The 18120-nt window shown below is 71.9% G+C and carries 18 protein-coding genes; 12 read left to right on the plus strand and 6 right to left on the minus strand.

The window, feature by feature from the left end; all coding sequences use genetic code 11:
* Nucleotides 1-54: 54 nt before the first annotated feature.
* A complete protein-coding gene (locus F4556_RS17290; protein ID WP_184916607.1) occupies nucleotides 55-1548 on the minus strand; it encodes an MFS transporter in 1494 nt (497 codons plus the stop codon).
* Nucleotides 1549-1672: 124 nt separating this feature from the next.
* On the opposite strand from F4556_RS17290, the gene F4556_RS17295 reads away from it, so the two are divergent.
* Nucleotides 1673-2413: a TetR/AcrR family transcriptional regulator gene (locus F4556_RS17295; protein ID WP_184916611.1), complete on the plus strand. Its 741-nt coding sequence runs from the start codon at nucleotides 1673-1675 to the stop codon at nucleotides 2411-2413.
* Here the strand turns inward: F4556_RS17295 and F4556_RS17300 are convergent.
* Entirely contained in the window at nucleotides 2389-3861 is a 1473-nt protein-coding gene (locus tag F4556_RS17300) for an FAD-dependent oxidoreductase (RefSeq protein WP_184916615.1), read from the minus strand. The genes F4556_RS17295 and F4556_RS17300 overlap by 25 nt on opposite strands.
* A 109-nt stretch (nucleotides 3862-3970) precedes the next feature.
* Between F4556_RS17300 and F4556_RS17305 the strand changes: the two genes are divergently transcribed.
* On the plus strand, nucleotides 3971-5197 hold the full coding sequence (locus F4556_RS17305) for a glycosyltransferase (protein ID WP_184916618.1): 1227 nt from the start codon (nucleotides 3971-3973) through the stop codon (nucleotides 5195-5197).
* 77 nt (nucleotides 5198-5274) lie between these two features.
* Here F4556_RS17305 and paaN read toward each other — a convergent pair whose 3' ends face one another.
* A complete protein-coding gene (gene paaN, locus F4556_RS17310) occupies nucleotides 5275-6975 on the minus strand; it encodes a phenylacetic acid degradation protein PaaN (RefSeq protein WP_184916621.1) in 1701 nt (566 codons plus the stop codon).
* A gap of 123 nt (nucleotides 6976-7098) precedes the next feature.
* Between paaN and F4556_RS17315 the strand changes: the two genes are divergently transcribed.
* Nucleotides 7099-7680 (plus strand): TetR/AcrR family transcriptional regulator, encoded by a 582-nt coding sequence (locus tag F4556_RS17315; RefSeq protein ID WP_184916624.1) that lies wholly within the window; start codon nucleotides 7099-7101, stop codon nucleotides 7678-7680.
* 25 nt (nucleotides 7681-7705) lie between these two features.
* A complete protein-coding gene (locus F4556_RS17320; protein ID WP_184916627.1) occupies nucleotides 7706-8248 on the plus strand; it encodes a DinB family protein in 543 nt (180 codons plus the stop codon).
* 148 nt (nucleotides 8249-8396) lie between these two features.
* On the opposite strand, the gene F4556_RS17325 is transcribed toward F4556_RS17320, so the two are convergent.
* Nucleotides 8397-8885, minus strand: a complete 489-nt coding sequence (locus F4556_RS17325; protein ID WP_057228673.1) for an Lrp/AsnC family transcriptional regulator — start codon at nucleotides 8883-8885, stop codon at nucleotides 8397-8399.
* Nucleotides 8886-9073: 188 nt separating this feature from the next.
* Here F4556_RS17325 and pdhA point away from each other — a divergent pair, with 188 nt between their 5' ends.
* The 4 genes from pdhA (at nucleotide 9074) to F4556_RS17345 (ending at nucleotide 14126) form a co-directional block, all read left to right on the plus strand.
* On the plus strand, nucleotides 9074-10213 hold the full coding sequence (gene pdhA, locus F4556_RS17330) for a pyruvate dehydrogenase (acetyl-transferring) E1 component subunit alpha (RefSeq protein ID WP_184916630.1): 1140 nt from the start codon (nucleotides 9074-9076) through the stop codon (nucleotides 10211-10213).
* Nucleotides 10210-11199 (plus strand): alpha-ketoacid dehydrogenase subunit beta, encoded by a 990-nt coding sequence (locus tag F4556_RS17335; protein WP_184916632.1) that lies wholly within the window; start codon nucleotides 10210-10212, stop codon nucleotides 11197-11199. The genes pdhA and F4556_RS17335 overlap by 4 nt, the downstream gene beginning before the upstream one ends.
* Nucleotides 11200-11204: 5 nt before the next feature.
* A complete protein-coding gene (locus F4556_RS17340; protein WP_184916635.1) occupies nucleotides 11205-12455 on the plus strand; it encodes a dihydrolipoamide acetyltransferase family protein in 1251 nt (416 codons plus the stop codon).
* 246 nt (nucleotides 12456-12701) lie between these two features.
* A complete protein-coding gene (locus F4556_RS17345; RefSeq protein WP_313068341.1) occupies nucleotides 12702-14126 on the plus strand; it encodes a globin domain-containing protein in 1425 nt (474 codons plus the stop codon).
* Between the two features lie 7 nt (nucleotides 14127-14133).
* Here the strand turns inward: F4556_RS17345 and F4556_RS17350 are convergent, their stop codons facing one another.
* Nucleotides 14134-14658: an NUDIX domain-containing protein gene (locus F4556_RS17350; RefSeq protein WP_184916637.1), complete on the minus strand. Its 525-nt coding sequence runs from the start codon at nucleotides 14656-14658 to the stop codon at nucleotides 14134-14136.
* Nucleotides 14659-15028: 370 nt separating this feature from the next.
* Between F4556_RS17350 and F4556_RS17355 the strand changes: the two genes are divergently transcribed.
* Together F4556_RS17355 and F4556_RS17360 are read left to right on the plus strand one after the other, a co-directional pair.
* On the plus strand, nucleotides 15029-15835 hold the full coding sequence (locus F4556_RS17355; protein WP_184916640.1) for an IclR family transcriptional regulator: 807 nt from the start codon (nucleotides 15029-15031) through the stop codon (nucleotides 15833-15835).
* A 246-nt stretch (nucleotides 15836-16081) separates the two neighbouring features.
* Nucleotides 16082-16507 carry an SsgA family sporulation/cell division regulator gene (locus tag F4556_RS17360; protein ID WP_184916643.1) on the plus strand — a complete coding sequence of 142 codons (426 nt, stop codon included), beginning with the start codon at nucleotides 16082-16084 and terminating at the stop codon, nucleotides 16505-16507.
* A gap of 81 nt (nucleotides 16508-16588) precedes the next feature.
* Here F4556_RS17360 and F4556_RS17365 read toward each other — a convergent pair whose 3' ends face one another.
* The gene (locus F4556_RS17365) at nucleotides 16589-16966 is read right to left on the minus strand and encodes a phage holin family protein (RefSeq protein WP_184916644.1); all 378 of its coding nucleotides are present in this window, start codon (nucleotides 16964-16966) and stop codon (nucleotides 16589-16591) included.
* Between the two features lie 93 nt (nucleotides 16967-17059).
* Between F4556_RS17365 and F4556_RS17370 the strand changes: the two genes are divergently transcribed.
* A complete protein-coding gene (locus F4556_RS17370; RefSeq protein ID WP_184916647.1) occupies nucleotides 17060-17377 on the plus strand; it encodes a cupin domain-containing protein in 318 nt (105 codons plus the stop codon).
* Between the two features lie 51 nt (nucleotides 17378-17428).
* Nucleotides 17429-18091, plus strand: a complete 663-nt coding sequence (gene tenA, locus F4556_RS17375; protein WP_184916650.1) for a thiaminase II — start codon at nucleotides 17429-17431, stop codon at nucleotides 18089-18091.
* The last annotated feature ends 29 nt before the right edge of the window (nucleotides 18092-18120 follow it).

The raw sequence follows: 18120 nt of genomic DNA on the forward strand, positions 1-18120 counted from the left end.
ACGCGGGAAGGCCGGCCCCCCGCAGCTGAGGGGCCGGCCTTCTTCCGTCGAGGGTCAGGCGGCGAGCTCCGCCTCCGGGGCCGCGGCGTCGGCGGGCTTGCGGTCGCGCATCACCAGGGTGGCCAGCAGGGCGGCGGCCAGGACGCCGATCGCGCTGATGGTGAAGGTGGTCGACATCGAGCTGGTGAAGGCCTCCCGGGCGGCGGTGACCAGGGCGGTGTCGCCCTGGGCGGCGGCCAGCGCACCGGCGATCGACTGCTTGGCCGGCTCGGGGGCGTCGGCGGGCATCGCACCGGCGTAGCCGCTGGTCAGCAGCGAGCCGAGGATCGCGATGCCGAGGGCGGTGCCGGCCTGCTGGATGGTGTCGTTCAGGGCCGAGCCGACGCCCGCCTGCTCCGGCGGGATGGTGCCCATCAGCGCACCGACCGCGGCCGGCATGGCCAGGCCCGCGCCGAGGCCGAGCAGGCCGAGGGCGACGGCCGGGACGGCGAAGCCGGTCTCCGCGGTGACGGTCGCCAGCAGGACGAACGAGGCGGCCATCACCAGCATGCCGACCAGGATCAGCAGGCGGTTGCCGATCTTCGCCGCCAGCCCGGCGCCGGCGCCGTTGCCGATCAGCGCGGCGACGGCCAGCGGGACGAAGGCCAGGCCGGCCTTGACCGGGGAGTAGCCCAGCACGAACTGCAGGTACTGGGTGAGCACCAGCAGCAGGCCGCCGTTGCCGATCTGAACGAGTGTCAGCGAGAGCGAGCCGCCGCTGAAGTTGCGGTGCTTGAACAGGGCCAGCGGGACCATCGGCGAGGAGGTGACGTTCTCCCAGATCACGAACCCGCCGAGGGTGAGCACCGCGACCACCAGGGTGATCAGCGACCGGCCCGCGAAGGCGCCGTGCTGCGGGATCTCGATGATCCACCAGATCAGGGCGGTCATGCCGACGGCGGAGAGCACGGCGCCCAGCGGGTCGGCCTTCCGCCACGGGCCCTTGGACTCCGGCATCAGGAGCAGGCCGGCCAGCACGGCCAGGGCCACCACCGGCACGTTCAGGAAGAAGATCGAGTGCCAGGAGAAGCGGTCGATCAGCAGGCCGCCGAGCACCGGGCTGCCGACCAGGCCGAGCATCGACACCGAACCCCAGGCCGCCATCGCCTTGCCGCGCTCGTCCTCCTCGAAGACGGTGATCAGGATCGACAGCGTCGAGGGCATGATCAGCGCGCCGCCGACACCCATCGTGATCCGGGCCGCGATCACCTCGCCGGGGCTGCTGCAGAAGGCCGCGGCCAGTGAGGCCAGGCCGAACAGCAGCAGGCCGATGATCATCACCTTCCGGCGGCCGAACCGGTCGCCCAGGCTGCCCGAGGTGAGCAGCAGTCCGGCGAAGACCAGGATGTAGGAGTCGAGGATCCACTGGATGTCCTGGGCGCTCGCGCCGAGGTCGGCGGACATCGACGGCACCGCCACGGTCAGCGCCATGCTGTCGATGACCAGGACCAGCGTGCTGAGGCACAGCACGATCAGGATCCACCAGCGGTGGGGGTTGCGGGTTTCCATGGCCAGCCCTTTCGGATGCGCACACTGTTCCTTCGGTGGGAACACTGTACGCAGCTGCGCACAGTGTGCGCAACCCCCGTCATGTGTACGCTGGATGCGAACGCTGTACGCACCGAGGAGTGAGATGGCAGCCAAGACGAACCCCACCCCGTCCGTGTGGACCCGGCAGCGCCCGGCCGAACAGCCCGGGCTCAGCCAGCCGGCGATCGTCCGGGAGGCGATCGCGATGCTGGACGCGGACGGCATCGACGCCCTGAGCATGCGCAAGCTGGGGGCCAGGCTGAACGCGGGCGCGACCTCGCTCTACCGGCACGTCGCCACCAAGGACGAGCTGATGGAGCTGGCGGTGGACGCGGTGGTGGCCGAGATGTCGGTACCGGCCGCCGGCGGTCCCGACTGGCGGGCCGACGTCACCGCGGCCGCCGCCTCGTTCCGGGCGGTCGCCCTACGGCACCCGTGGCTGTCGGCGGTGCTCGGCCAGGCCGGCCTGGCCTACCTGGGCCCCAACCTGATGACCTACGGGGAGCGGCTGGCGGCGCTGTTCGCCGAGGCCGGCTTCCCCGAGCCGAGCCCGGCGATCGACACCGTGCTGGCGTACGTGATCGGGATGAGCACCACGGAGGCGGCCTGGCTCATCACGGTGTCCCGCTCCGGTGAGACCGAGGCCGCCTTCGTCACCCGCCTGCTGCCCGAGGCGCAGCAGGCGGCGACCGGACACCAGCACCTCAACGAGGCCTACCAGGAGGCCGAGGCGGGTGCCGCCGACCCGGCCGCGGTCCGGGACGCCAAGTTCGGCTACGGCCTGGAGGTGGTGCTGGACGGGCTGGCGCTGAGGCTGCCTCAGGCCTCAGGACCGAGCAGCTGAGTGATGGCGTGTCGGATCTCCGCCCGGCTGGGGTCGACGCCGGCCCAGGCGGCGTGGCCGTCGGGGCGGACCAGCAGGACCGTGTCGCGGAGCTTCCCGTGCGGGGAGGCGGGTGCGGCGGTGACCAGCCGGTCGGCCCAGGGTTCGACCACCAGCTGCTGGTCGTCGTTGGAGACCAGGACCGCCCGCCCGCTGCGGAGCGCCTCGTACAGCCGGGACGGTGCGCCGGGTGAGTCCACCGCGAGCCGCAGGTCGGGGATCCGGCGGCCGACCAGGTGGTGGGCGTCCTTCGGGGCGGGGTACTGGATGGCGATCCCGGAGACCTGGCGGGCGCCCAACTCCCCCAGCGGGCCGAGCAGGTTGGCCGCCGAGACCAGGGTGGAGCGCAGCAGCCTGGTCGGCACCGAGTTGGCCAGCGCGAGCCGGACCAGGGCGCCGGAGCTGCGGACGGCGGCCCGGCCGACCGGGTGACGCTCCGTCTGATAGGTGTCCAGCAGGGCGTCGGGGGCCCAGCCGCGGACCGCGCTGACCAGCTTCCAGCTCAGGTTGGCGGCGTCCTGCAGCCCGGTGTTCATGCCCTGCCCGCCCGCCGGGGAGTGGCAGTGCGCGGCGTCCCCGGCCAGGAAGACCCGCCCGGAACGGTAGTTGGGCACCTGCCGCTCGTCGCTGTGGAACCGGGACACCCAGCGGGCGTCGTGCAGCCCGTGGTCGACCCCGAAGGCGTCCCGGGCGATCGCGCTGATCTCGCCGAGCTCCACCGGTGCGCCGTCCGGGAGTTGGCGGTTCCGGTCCCAGGCGATCACCCGGTACCAGCCGTCGCCGAACGGCACCAGGAAGGCGAAGCCGTTCTCCCCGGCGGCGACCGACAGCGTGTCGGTGGGCGGCTGCTCCAGCCGGACGTCGGCCAGCAGCACCGAACTCACCACCGACTCCCCGGGGTACGGGATCCCCAGCAGGTCGCGCACCGCGCTGCGGACGCCGTCCGCGCCGACCACGTAGCCGGCCCGGTAGCTCTCGCCGCCCCTGGTCTCCAGCTCGACGCCCCCCGGGTCCTGCCGCAGCCCGGTCACCTCGGCGCCCCGGACCAGCACCGCACCGGCCTTCACGGCCCGCTCCTGGAGCAGTCGTTCGACGTTGTACTGCGGGGTGATCAGCACGAACGGGAACCGGCTGGGCAGCTTGCCCAGCTCCACCTTGAGGCTCCCGAACAGCCGCAGGTCGGCCAGCGGCGTCCCGGTGGCGATCAGTTCGTCGGCCAGCCCCCGGGCGTCCAGCTGCTCCAGGGTGCGGGCGTGCACCGCGAAGGCCCGGGTCAGGTTGGACTCGGCGCCGCGCTTCTCCAGCACGGTCACCCGCAGCCCCGCGGTGGCCAGGTCACCGGCCAGCAGGAGCCCGGTCGGGCCCGCGCCGACGATCACCACGTCGGAGGCCAGCTGATTGTCGGACATGCCATCTCCCGTTGATCGGACCAGCGTTCGGCTCAGCACCTGAGCCTTCTAAGCTCCCTCTCAGCCTTCCATCATCGCGGGCCCATCAGACGCTGTGAATCTCACTGGCATGACAGAGCTCGCACCCCGGGGCACGACCGTGGTCGGCCCGCCCCCTGCCAACGAACGTCCGACCAGGACGAAACTCGTCGAGGTGGTCGTCCCGGTCTACAACGAGGAGCACACGGTCGAGCGGTGTGTCCGCCGACTGCATGCCTACCTGGGAGAGACCTTCCCCTATCCGTACCGGATCACCATCGCGGACAACGCGAGTATCGACGGCACCTGGGCGGTGGCCACCGCGCTGGCCGCCGAGATCCCCCAGGTCGAGGCGGTCCACCTGGACCTCAAGGGCCGGGGCCGGGCGCTCCGCCAGGTCTGGGGCGACAGCGACGCCGACGTGGTGGCGTACATGGACGTCGACCTCTCCACCGGCCTGGAGGCGTTCCTGCCGCTGGTCGCGCCGCTGCTCTCAGGCCACAGCGACCTGGCCATCGGCAGCCGCCTGCACCGGGGTTCGGCGGTGGTCCGGGGAGCAAAGCGGGAGTTCATCTCGCGCGGGTACAACGTGCTGCTGCGGGCCACCATGGCGGCCAAGTTCTCGGACGCCCAGTGCGGGTTCAAGGCCGCCAGGACCGAGGTGGTGCAGCAGCTGCTCGGCTCGGTCGAGGACAACGCCTGGTTCTTCGACACCGAACTGCTGCTGCTGGCCGAACGCACCGGCCTGCGGATCCACGAAGTCCCGGTGGACTGGGTGGACGACCCCGACAGCCGGGTCGACATCGTCCGCACCGTCCTGGACGACCTCAAGGGCATGAGCCGGGTGGCCCGTCGCACCCTCACCGGCGCGGGCCGGGTCGACCACCTGCCGACCCGGGTCAGGCAGGCCCAGCTGCCGCCCGGCCTCGGCTGGCAGCTCGCCAGCTTCGCCGTGGTCGGCACCCTGAGCACGCTGGCCTTCATGCTGCTGTTCCTGACCACCCGTCAACTGGTGCCCGCCTTCTGGGCGAACGCCTTCGCCCTGGCCGTCACCGCCGTGGCCAACACCGCCGCCAACCGCCGCTTCACCTTCGGCGTGACCGGTGCCCGGGACGCCCTCAAACACCAGATCGAGGGCGGCATCGCCTTCCTGATCGGCCTGGCCCTGAGCAGCGGGGCGATTGCCCTGCTCCCCGCTGACCGCTCCCACGCCGCCGAACTCACCACCCTGGTGGCGGCGAACGCCCTGGCCACGCTGCTGCGCTTCCTGCTCCTGCGGGTCTGGGTCTTCAACCCCAAGCGTGCGCTGAAGCGTTGACCACCAGGGGCCCGGGGCTCTGCTGATGTGCGGCTCCGCCGCGTGGGCGACGCCGACCTCAGCAGAGCCCCACCACATCAGCTGTGGCGTCGCACCTCGACCGTACGGAACCGGCTCGCCACGAACGCGCCGTCGCAGTAGGCCGCGTTGGCCGCCGGGTTGGCGCCCGTCCCGTGCAGGTCGGAGAAGGCCGCCGTCTGGTTGGCGTAGACCCCGCCGGTGAGGTTGAGCGAGAGCGAGACGCCGGCGTCCAGGCAGGTGGCCACCAGCGCGGCCTCCACCGCGTCGTCCACGGTGTACCCGGCCGCAGTCATGGCGCCCTGCTCGCGGACCGTCCGGCCGAGCAACTCCACTGCGGCCTCGGCGGATTCGACCGCGACCACGAAGGAGACCGGGCCGAAGCACTCGCCGAGGAACGCCGCCCGGTCGTCCGGCTTGTCCGCGTCCACCTTGACCAGCGCGGGCGTCCGCACGGTCGCCGCCGGGAACTCCGGCGAGGTCACCACCCGGGGCGCGAGGGCGAGTTCGCCGTACTCGCCACCGGCGGCCCGGACCGTGCGGCCGAGCACCCCGGGGTTGACCACGGCGCCGAGGATGGCGGCGGCGCGGGCGTCGTCCGAGAGCAGGCCCTCGATCGCGGCGGCCAGGTCGGTCACCACCTCGTCGTAGGACTTGCCGCCCTCGTCGGTGCGGACACCGGTGCGGGGGATCAGCAGGTTCTGCGGGGTGGTGCACATCTGGCCGCTGTAGAGCGAGAGCGAGAAGGCCAGGTTGGCGAGCATGCCGCGGTAGTTGTCGGTGGAGTCGATCACCACCGAGTTGACCCCGGCCTTCTCGGTGTAGACCAGCGCCTGCTGGGCGTTGGCCTCCAGCCAGTCGCCGAACTGGGTCGAGCCGGTGTAGTCGATCAGCTTCACCTCGGGCCGAACCGCCAGCGTCTGCGCGATGGTCGAACCCTCGTGCTCGGCGGCCAGGCAGACCAGGTTGGGGTCGAAGCCGGCCTCGGCCAGCACCTCGCGGGCGACCTGCACGGTGAGCGCCAGCGGCAGGGTGGCCCGCGGGTGCGGCTTGACCAGCACCGGGTTGCCGGTGGCCAGCGAGGCGAACAGGCCGGGGTAGCCGTTCCAGGTCGGGAAGGTGTTGCAGCCGATCAGCAGTGCCAGGCCGACCGGCACCGGCACGAACTCCTTGGTCATGGTGAGCGGGTCCCGCTTGCCCTGCGGCTTGGTCCAGCTCGCCCGCTCGGGCAGCCGGGTCTGCTCGATGAAGGCGTACGCGACCGCCTCCAGGCCCCGGTCCTGCGCGTGCGGGCCACCGGCCTGGAAGGCCATCCCGTACGCCTGTCCGGTGGTGTGCATCACCGCGTGCGCGAACTCGTGCGAGCGGGCGTTGATCCGGGCCAGGATCTCCAGGCAGACCGCCGCGCGGACGGTCGGGCCGGCCGCCGCCCAACCGGGGCGGGCCAGTTCGAGCGCGCCGATCAGCGCCTCGACGTCCGCGTGCGGGTAGCTGACGCCGAGCTCGATGCCGTACGGCGAGGACTCGCCGCTGACCAGCTCACCGTCGGCCGGCTGGCCGTCCAGCGTGAACACGCTGCCGAGCAGCGCGTCGAAGGCGGCCTGGCCGTCGGCCTGGCCGGTCTCGCCGTACGCCTTCGGGAACTCCGGGTACGGCGACCAGTAGTCCCGTGCCGTGGTGGCCTCCACCGCGCGGGTGAGAGTGGGCTGGTGACGCTCGATCAGCTCGGCGACGACGGGGTGGGTGGCCGCTGCGGTCATGACGCGCTCCTTTTGGGGCGGACTGGTCACCCCTCAGCGTAACCGAACGATCGGTCGGGTCAATGGGGCAGTTTTGCCGGACCGGTGGCGTGTGCCCCGGGGACGGCGGCCATACTCGTTCACATGGCCGAGAACTCCACCCGTACCGCCTACACCGTCGACTCGCTGCTCGCCGTCACGGTCGGGGTCTTCAACGAGCGCGGATACGACGGCACCTCGATGGAGGACCTCTCGCGGGCGGCCGGGATCTCCAAGTCCTCGATCTACCACCACGTGCGCGGCAAGGAGGAGCTGCTCAAGCTGGCGGTCGGCCGGGCGCTGGACGCGCTGTTCGGCATCCTGGCCGAGCCCGAGGCCCTGACGGGCCGTTCGGTGGACCGGCTGGAGCACGTGGTCCGCCGCACCGCCGAGGTGCTGCTCGCCGAGCTGCCGTACGTCACCCTGCTGCTCCGGGTCCGCGGCAACACCGCGACCGAGCAGTGGGCGCTGGAGCGCCGCCGGGACTTCGACCACCAGGTGGCCGAGCTGCTCGCGGCCGCCGTGGCGGCGGGGGAGCTGCGCGCGGACGTCGAACCCCGGCTGGCCACCCGGTTGCTGTTCGGGATGATCAACTCGATCGTGGAGTGGTACCGGCCCGGCGGCAAGCACGCCGACGGCGTCGCCGAGGCCGTGGTGCACCTGGCCTTCGACGGTCTGCGCGCCTGACAGTGCCCGCTGGCAGACTCCCGGTATGACCGAGATCCCCGCACACTTCGCCCCGCCGCTGGCCGAGGACGCCCGGGAGTCGCTGCCGCTCACCGGCACCGAACGGGAACTGCTCACCGCGTACCTGGACTGGCACCGCGAGACCCTCGCCCTCAAGTGCGCCGGCCTGTCCGACGCCGAGCTCTCCACCCGTCCCGTACCGCCCTCCGGGCTCAGCCTGCACGGCCTGCTCCGGCACCTGGCCGGGGTGGAGCGCTGGTGGCTCCGGATGCAGTTCGCGGGCGAGGACCTGCCGCTGCTGCACTACTCCGACGACGACCCCGACCAGGACTTCGACCGCCTGGACGGCAGCGTCGCGGAGGCGCTCGCGCTCTGGCGCGAGGAGTGTGACCACTCCCGCCGGATCGTGGCCGCCACCGCCGACCTGGACGCCACCGGCACCCACCGCGCCACCGGGAAGCCGGTCTCGCTCCGGCGCATCCTGATCCACATGCTCGCGGAGTACGCCCGGCACAACGGGCACGCGGACATTTTGCGCGAGCGCCTGGACGGTTCGACGGGCTACTGATCGCTCCGGGCACCAGCCACCAGGAGCCCGGGGAACGGCGGCGGTTCGTGGCTGGCGGGTATCACTGCGAAAGTGCCTGACCGCCTACGCACGGATCACCTTTTTCGAGGTCGGCGTCGCAGTTCCCCGAGCCCCTGGTGGTTGCTCTTCAGACCGGAGGGACCTGGTCCGTCTCTTCGAAGACCAGCAGGGTCTGCGTGGCGAGTACCTGGGGGATGCCCTGGATCTGGCCGAGGACCAGTTCGCGCAGGGCGTGGTTGTCCGCCGTGTGCACCAGCAGGAGGACGTCGAACTCGCCGCCGACCAGTGCGATGTGCGCGACGCCCGGCAGGGCGAGCAGCTGCTCGCGGACCGTCCGCCAGGAGTTCTGCACGATCTTGAGGGTGATGTACGCCGAGGCGCCCTGCCCGGCCCGTTCGTGGTCTATCCGGGCGGTGAAGCCGCGGATGATGCCGTCCTCGACCATCCGGGCGATCCGGGCGTAGGCGTTGGCCCGGGAGACGTGCACGCGTTCGGCGACCGAGCGGATCGAGGCCCGGCCGTCCTGCTGGAGCAGTCGGAGGATCGACCGGTCGACCCGATCCAGCCTGGACGTCTGTTCAGTGGACACGGCCCCCGACCCTCCCGAAATGGACATGCTGTCTTCAATAGACCGCCGTTCGGGCCGATTGTCCACCACCTTGGCGCAGCTGTGGCCAGATTGAACAGACAACCGAACAATCGGTAGGGAGGAGCTGCTCCGGCGACCAGCCATGTCACCCCTCGCGCACCACCGGCATCACCTGCCCCTGTCGCACCCTCCCCCACCCTCTGGAGGTGCCCGAGATGACCGTTCTCGATCATCGACACCTGGCCGCCCCCGTGCCCGGCTGGCGTCCCGACGCCACCGGTCCGCGGACCGATCCCGCTCCGCTGCTCCCCGACGAGTCCCCGCACCGGGTGCTCGGCACCCCGGCCGCCGAGAAGGCGGACCCGGAGCTGCTCGCCGAGCTCTACCGCCGGCTGGTGGTCGGCCGTCGCTACAACCAGCAGGCCACCACGCTGACCAAGCAGGGCAGGCTGGCCGTCTACCCGGCGTCCACCGGCCAGGAGGCCTGCCAGGTGGCGGCCGCGCTGGCGCTGCGTCAGGACGACTGGCTGTTCCCGAGCTACCGGGACACCCTCGCCGTGGTCTCCCGGGGCGTCGACCCGCTGGAGGCGCTGACCCTGCTGCGCGGCAACGCGCACACCGGGTACGACCCGAAGGCGACCCGGACCGCCCCGCTCTGCACCCCGCTGGCCACCCAGGCCCCGCACGCGGTCGGCCTGGCGTACGCCGCCCAGCTGCGCGGCGAGGACACCGTCGCGCTCGCGCTGCTCGGCGACGGCGGCACCAGCGAGGGCGACTTCCACGAGGCGCTGAACTTCGCCGCCGTGCTGAACGCCCCGGTGGTCTTCCTGGTGCAGAACAACGGCTACGCGATCTCCGTCCCGCTCACCCGGCAGTCCGCCGCGCCGACGCTCGCCCACAAAGCGGTCGGTTACGGGATGCCCGGCCGGCTGGTGGACGGCAACGACGCGGTGGCCGTGCACGCGGTGCTCACCGAGGCGGTCGAGCGGGCCCGTTCCGGCGGTGGCCCGACCCTGGTCGAGGCGCTGACCTACCGGATCGAGGCGCACACCAACGCCGACGACGCGACCCGCTACCGGCAGGACGAGGAGATCGCCGCCTGGCGCGAGCACGACCCGATCCTGCTGATGGAGCGTCACCTCCGGGGCACCGGGCAGCTGGACGACCGGCTCGCCCAGGCCGCCACCGAGGAGGCCGAGGCGCTGGCCGCCCGGATGCGCGCCGAGTTCCACACCGACCCCGAACTGGACCCGATGTCGCTCTTCGCGCACGTCTACGCCGAGCCCACCCAGCAACTGGCCGAGCAGGCTGCGCAGTTGACCGCCGAGCTGGACGCGGAGGAGCAGGCCCGATGAGCACCGCAGTCGAGACCCGCACCATGGCTCAGGCGCTCAACTCCGCCCTGCGGGACGCGATGCGCGCCGACGAGTCGGTGCACGTGCTGGGCGAGGACGTCGGCGCGCTCGGCGGGGTCTTCCGGATCACCGACGGCCTGACCGCCGAGTTCGGCCCCGAACGCTGCCTGGACACCCCGCTGGCCGAGGCCGGCATCCTCGGCACCGCGGTCGGCATGGCGATGTACGGGCTGCGCCCGGTGGTGGAGATGCAGTTCGACGCCTTCGCCTACCCGGCGATGGAGCAACTCGTCTCGCACGTCGCCAAGATGCGCAACCGGACGGCCGGCCGGATGCCGCTGCCGATCACCATCCGGATCCCGTACGGCGGCGGCATCGGCGGCGTCGAGCACCACAGCGACTCCTCCGAGGCGTACTACACCCACACCCCCGGCCTGCACGTGGTCACCCCGGCCACCGTGGCCGACGCGTACGGGCTGCTGCGGGCCTCGATCGCCTCCGACGACCCGGTGGTCTTCCTGGAGCCGAAGCGGCTGTACTGGGGCAAGGACGCGCTGGACGCGACCGCGCCGGTGGAGCCGATCGGCCGGGCGGTGCTGCGCCGGCCGGGCCGTTCCGCGGTGCTGATCACCTACGGGCCCTCGCTGCCGGTCTGCCTGGAGGCGGCCGAGGCGGCGAAGGCCGAGGGCTGGGACCTGGCGGTGCTGGACCTGCGCTCGCTGGTGCCGTTCGACGAGCAGACCGCCGTCGAGCTGGTCCGTTCGGTCGGCCGCGCGGTCGTGGTGCACGAGTCGACCGGCTTCGGCGGCGCGGGCGCGGAGATCGCCGCCCGGCTGACCGAGAAGTGCTTCCACCACCTGGCCGCCCCGGTGCTCCGGGTGACCGGCTTCGACATCCCGTACCCGGCCCCGATGCTGGAGCACCACCACCTGCCCGGGGTGGACCGGATCCTGGACGCCGTGGCCCGGCTGCAGTGGGAGGACTGACGATGATGCCGGTGGTACGCGAGTTCACACTGCCCGACCTCGGTGAGGGTCTCACCGGGGCCGAGGTGGTCCGCTGGCTGGTCGAGGTGGGCGAGGTGATCGCCGTGGACCAGCCGGTGGTGGAGGTGGAGACCGCCAAGGCGGTGGTCGAGGTGCCCTGCCCGTACGGCGGGGTGGTCACCGCGCGGTACGGCGCCGAGGGCGAGGAAGTCCCGGTCGGCGCACCGCTGGTGACGGTCGCGGTGTCGCCCGGAACCCCCGGTTCCGAGGGGCCGGACGAGCCGGTGGAGCGGCCGTTGGTCGGCTACGGCGTCGCGGAGCGGCAGCCCGGCGCCCGCCGGGCCCGGGTCGGCGCGAAGGCGGCGGCCCCCGTCCCGGTCATGGTGATCGAGGCGCCAAGGGTCGAGGCGCCCGTGGTGCTGCCGGTGATCTCGCCGCTGGTGCGCCGGATGGCGCGGGAGCACGGCCTCGACCTGGCGAAGGTGACCGGCAGCGGCCCGGACGGGCTGATCATGCGCCGGGACGTCGAGCAGGCGCTCGCCACCCCGGTGGCGGCGACACCGGTCCAGGAAAACGTGATCCCGCTGCGCGGCCTGCGCCGCACCGTGGCGGAGAAGCTGACCCGCAGTCACCGGGAGATTCCCGCCGCCACCTGCTGGGTGGACGCGGACGCGACCGCCCTGATGGAGCTGCGCGCCCAGCTGAACCGTTCGGCCGGGCCCAAGGTCAGCGTGCTGGCCCTGCTGGCCCGGATCTCCACCGCCGCGCTGGCCCGCTTCCCGGAGCTGAACTCCAGCGTGTCGGAGGACGGTTCGGCGATCGTCCGGCACTCCGCCGTGCACCTCGGCTTCGCCGCGCAGAGCGAGCGCGGCCTGGTGGTCCCGGTGATCCGGGACGCCCAGCTGCTCGGGACCGAACAACTCGGCGCCGAGCTGTCCAGGTTGACCGAATCGGCGCGGGCCGGGCGGCTCACCCCGGCCGAGCTGACGGGCGGCACGTTCACGCTCAACAACTACGGCGTCTTCGGCGTGGACGGCTCCACGCCGATCCTCAACCACCCCGAGGCGGCCATGCTCGGAGTTGGCCGGATCACGCCCAAGCCCTGGGTGTACGAGGGCGAGTTGGCGGTCCGTCAGGTCACCCAACTGTCGTTCACCTTCGACCACCGGGTGTGCGACGGCGGTACGGCGGGCGGGTTCCTGCGGTTCGTCGCGGACTGCGTGGAACAGCCCGGAGTACTGCTCCGGCAACTGTGAGCGAGGAAGCGTAGCGCCGTGGAAGCCCGGGTGTCCGGGCTTCCACGGATTTGTCCGATGAGCTGTACGGCCGTGCCAGTCTGCTGAGCCCCAGCAACTGGTCCGACCGGAAGCGAAACGATTCTCTTGGGCACTCGTCAAATCGCGGTGAAGACAGCCTCGTTGAGGGTCCGGGCGGGGCGCGGCTCGGTCGCGGTGGCCGCCGTACCGGGCCTTCCGCCGGTGACATCCGAGCCACCCGTACGGGTGGAACCCCCCGAGCCGAAGCCACTGGCCCTCGGTCCGGTGAAGGCGGTGACCGCCCCGGCGGAGCCCCCCGCCGGGCTGGTCGTCCCGGAGCGGCCCGCGCACCCCCCGGCCGTCCCGGCGCCGACTCCCGCGCCCGTTCCCGCGCCGGTGATCGAGCCGCTGTTCGCCCAGGCCCCCGGCCTCAACTGGGCGGGCCCCGGCGACCACTGGAGCCGGGCCTGGGCGCTGGACACCCTGGGTGAGGTCGCGGCCCCGGCCGCGCAGACCCCGGCGGCCGACCTCCGGGCCGCCGCCGAACAGCCCCCCACCGCCCGGGACATCGAGCTGATCCGGGACAGTCTGGCCGTGGTGGAGCCGCTCGCCGACCGGGCCACCGCGCACTTCTACGCGCTGATCTTCGTGCACCACCCCGAGGTCAGGGCGCTCTTCCCGGCCGCCATGGACGTTCAGCGCGACCGGCTGTTCCGCTCACTGCTGATGGCCGCCCGCAGCGCGGACGACCCGGCCGGGCTGACCGAGTACCTGACCCGGCTCGGCCAGGGGCACCGCAAGTACGGGACGCTGACGGGTCATTACGCCCCGGTCGGGGAGTGCCTGGTGGCCGCGCTGGAGAAGTACTGCGGCAGCCGCTGGGACGCTGACACCGAGCTGGCCTGGCGCCGGGTCTACGGGCTGATCGCCAAGGTGATGACGGACGCCGCCGAGGCGGCCGCCAAGTCCTCCCCGCCGTGGTGGCAGGCCGAGGTGGTGGACCACCGGCTCCGTACCTCGGAGATCGCGGTGATCACGCTCCGCCCCGACCAGGCGTACCCGTACCGGGCCGGGCAGTACGCCACGTTGGAGACGCCGTGGTGGCCCCGGGTCTGGCGGCACTTCTCGTTCGCCACCGCGCCCCGGCCCGACGGGCTGCTCACCCTGCACGTCAAGGCGGTGCAGGCGGGCTGGGTCAGCAACGCGCTGGTGAACCGGGCGGCCCCGGGCGATGTGCTCCGGCTCGGCCCGGCGGCCGGCACCATGCGGGTGGACCACGAGCGGGGCGCCGACCTGGTCTGCGTCGGCGGCGGCACCGGGATCGCCCCGATCGCCGCGCTGGTCGAGGAGGTGGCCGAGCGCGGTGCGGCCGGCCGCTCGGTGGACGTCTTCTACGGCGCCCGCCGCCCGGAGGAGCTGTACGAGCTGGACGCGCTGCGCCGGCTGGCCGGACGACACCCCTGGCTGACCGTCCACCCGGTGCTCTCCGAGCAGCAGGCGGTCGGCCTGCTGGCCGGGGAACTCCCGGACGCGGTCTCCCGGTACGGCAGTTGGGCCGGCCGGGACGCCTTCCTGAGCGGCCCGCCCGCGATGGTCCGCCGAGCGAAGCAGGCCCTGACCAGGGCGGGCGTGACCGCCGACCGGATCCACCACGACCTGGACGCGCTCTGACGGGCACTCAGCCCAGGTCGGTGGCGAGCAGTGCCCGGACGCCCTCGATGTTCGCCGCCAGGTAGGCCCGCAGGCTCGGCGGGACCACGTTGACCGAGGTGACGCCCTCGCGGGTGAACGGGAGGCGGACGATCTCGTACTCGCCCTGCGGGTCGTCCACTTCGGGGCCGTGCCGCCGGGCCGGGTCCATCGAGCTGAGCCGGCAGACGAAGAAGTGCTGGACCTTGACGCCGTGCGGGTGGGCGAGGGTGCCGTCCTCGTGGTGCGAGTGCGAGACGGTGTCGACGAAGGCGGGGACCACGTCCTCGACCTTGCCGCCGAGCTCCTCGTCCACCTCCCGGTGCAGGGCCTCGACCACCGTCCGGTCGGTGGGTTCGACCCCGCCGCCGGGGGTGATCCAGTACGGCTTCGCCCCGGTCCTGGTCCGTTTGATCAGCAGGATGTCGGCGGGCGAGTGCGGGTCGTCCGGGTCCAGGTCCAGCAGGATCGCCCGCGCGGTGCGCTTGACGACAGGGCGGACGGGGCCGGCCATGACCACCTCCGGGGCAGGAGCGTTGTGCGGGATTCTCCCGCTCCTCGGGACTGTCGAAACTCGTACAGACGCGCGAACTGGACGCTTCAGTTCCGCCGAACGGCTGATTCGGCGTGCCCGAGCGTGTCAAGCCCTCAGCGGGCAGTCGGGCGCAGTGGATCTTCGATACCAAGGCATATGCCAGACGAAGATCACCCCAGCGGGCCGATGCTCCGGCCCTGGCCTTCGAATCAAAGGTTTTTCGACGGCATTGCTGGCGGGAATGATTGCAGGCATGCCCGCCCTGTGCTGCAATGAGCGCCAATCGGGCAGATCGGAGCTTTCCGGTCCGGATGCCCGCATCTGCACTGACTCGGGCAGGGGGCTGGGTATGGCAGTCGATCAGATCGCGCAGACGACTCGGAACATACGGGACGTCAGGTCCCCGACCCGGGTGGCCCGGGAGCCGACCCTGATCGCCTCGGTCCAGCGGGCGCTGCGCCTGCTGGAGGAGGTCGGCGGTCACCTGCAGGGTGCCACCGCCAAGCAGTTGGCCCGGGCCGCCGGCCTGCCGCTCGGCACCACCTACCACCTGCTCCGCACCCTCACCCACGAGGGCTACCTCCGCCGGGCGGAGGGCCGGTTCTTCTACGGCGCCTCGGTCGACGGGATCGGCCGGGCCGACCACCGGCAGTCCGAGCGGGCCGACCTGCGCAGCCGGATGGTGCGGCTCGGCGAGGAACTGGAGGCCGCGGTCTACTTCGCGGTCTACGAGGACGGCGAGATCCGGGTGGTCGACATCGCCGACGGGCCGAACCGGCCGGCCGTCGCCGAGTGGGCCGACTTCCGCAGCACCGCGCACGCCCACGCGGTCGGTCAGTGCCTGCTCTCCCAGCTCGGCGCGGAGGCCCGCCGGGACCACCTCGACCGCCACCCACCGGTCGAGCTCACCCCCTCCACCGTCACCGACCGCTCGGTGCTGCTCCGCCGACTGGCCGCCGCCGAACCGACCCGGCCGGTGCTGGAGCGTCAGCAGTACGCGCTCGGCACGGTCTGTGCCGCGGTGCCGATCACGGTCGGCTCCGCCGTCGCGACGATGGCGCTGTCGCTCCCGATCGACCAGGCCGAACGGCTGCCGGACAAGGCCGAGCGGCTGCGTTCACTGGTCGGAGCCATGTCTCCGTCATTCGTCCACTGATTCCCCGTTCGTGTCCGTTCACCATTTGAAAAAGCGCATCTTGTCCACTTCGTCCCCAAACCAGGACGATGGTGGTGAACGGGGACATGGGGACAACTCCTGAGCCGTAGCTTGCACCCCCTCGGCCACCAGGGCCGGCGGCCGCCCTCTCCGGGGCGCCGTTCCACTACATCGAATCGCATGTCCGGCCACAGCGACGCACCCTCAGCACGTCGGAGGGCCGGGCAGAACGAGAGGTACTGGCGCATGCACAGCACAGTCCAGGGCCACGTGGTGATGAACCTCGTGGTCTCGCAAGAGCTCTCCTTCCGCCTCGTGGTCGATCTCGACTACGACCCGGTGGACCCGTTCGCGGTCCGGTGCACCTTCCACCTCCCCGGCGACGAGCCGGTGACCTGGGTCTTCGCCCGGGAGCTGCTGCTGGACGGCATCAGCCGGCCGACCGGTGAAGGTGACGTGCACATCCACCCGGTCGGCGAGGAGCTGTCCGAGGTCTGCATCGTGCTGCACTCGCCGGACGGCGACGCGCTGCTGAGCGCCTCGGCCCCGCCGCTGATCGCCTTCCTGGCCCGCACCGACCGGCTGGTCCCGATGGGCCAGGAGCTCACCGGGCGCGAGCTGGACGAGCAGCTCGCCGACATCCTCAGCCGGGGCTGCGAGAACCTCGGCTGACACCCGGTCGGTCGACCGGGTACGGCGATGGGCCCACCGCAGGAGCGATGGGCCCATCCCTGCCGTCCGGCTGAGGCCGGGTCAGTCGTCGTCGCCGAAGGCCAGGTTGAGGCCCCAGGACACCACGCTGATGATCAGCGCACCGAGCAGGGCCGCCCAGAAGCCCTCGACGTGGAAGTCCAGGTCGAGCTTGTCGGAGGCCCAGGAGGTCAGCCAGAGCATCAGGGCGTTGATCACGAAGGTGATCAGGCCCAGGGTGAGGATGAACAGGGGCAGCGAGAACAGCTTCACCAACGGCTTGATCAGGAAGTTCACCACGCCGAAGATCAGCGCGACCGCGATCACCGTGATGGTCTTGCTCTGCCAGTCGTCGCCGGACAGCGTGATGCCGTCCACGATCCAGGCGGCCACCCAGATGGCGGCCGCGTTGATCAGGGTCTTGAGGACAATGCTCTTCATGGGCCAGAGCCTCGCAGGCGGCCGGGCCCCAGGGGAAGCTCTCCGCGCGCATGTTGTTCAATGTGGCCATCGCGACAAGGAGGGTGTGCCCCGATGAAGGTCTTCCGCCTGGACCAGCTGGACGCCGAACGGGCCGCCGAGGAGGGCGCGTACCTGCGCTTCCTGAAGGAGCGGAACATGTCCGCCGGGCTGTACGCGCTCTCGCCCGGTGACACCGACACCCAGTCCAGCCACCCCCAGGACGAGCTCTACCAGGTGATCAGCGGCCGGGCCGAACTGACCGTCGGCGCCGAGACCACCACGGTCGGCCGGGGCAGCGTGGTCTACGTCCCGGCCGGTGTCCCGCACCGCTTCCACCACATCACCGAGGAGCTCCGGGTGCTGGTGGTGTTCTCCCCGCCGGAGACCTGAGGTCACGTCAGGGTTAGGGTCGGTCCGGGCCGACCAACCGAGGAGAATCCCGTGACCTTCACCGACGAGCTCTGGTCGGCCATCGAGCCGATCTACGCCGAGATCCTGGCGCACCCCTTCATCGGCGGGCTGACCGACGGCACTTTGCCGCAGGACGCCTTCCGGCACTTCGTGGTCCAGGACTCGCACTACCTGCGCGACTACGCCCGCGCGCTCGCCGTCTGCGCGGCCAAGGCCCCCGACGAGCAGGACGTCCGGGCCTTCGCCGACGACGCGGTCGGCGCACTGGCCGCCGAGCAGGGCATGCACGCCGAGTTCATGGGCGCGTTCGGTGAGAGCGCCGAACAGGCCGCCGCCGAACCGGTGCTGCCCACCACCCGGGCCTACACCAGCTACCTGCTGGCCACCGTCTACGGCGGCTCGTTCGCCGAGGCGGTCGGTGCGGTGCTGCCGTGCTACTGGATCTACGCCCGGGTCGGCGAGCAGCTGCTCAGCAAGTCCTCACCCGACCCGCTGTACGCCAAGTGGATCGCCACCTACGGGGACGAGACCTTCCAGGCGGTGGTGCGCCGGGTGCTCGCGCTGACCGACCGGCTCGGCGAGCAGCTCGCCCCGGCCGAACGTCGCCGGGTGATCGAGCACTTCACCACCACCTCGCGCTACGAGTGGATGTTCTGGGACGCCGCCTGGCGCCGCGAGGTCTGGCCGGTCTGAGTCTGACGGTACGGCAGTGGGGCCCCGCG

This window comes from Kitasatospora gansuensis (assembly GCF_014203705.1).
In the GTDB taxonomy this organism is placed as follows: Bacteria; Actinomycetota; Actinomycetes; order Streptomycetales; family Streptomycetaceae; genus Kitasatospora; species Kitasatospora gansuensis.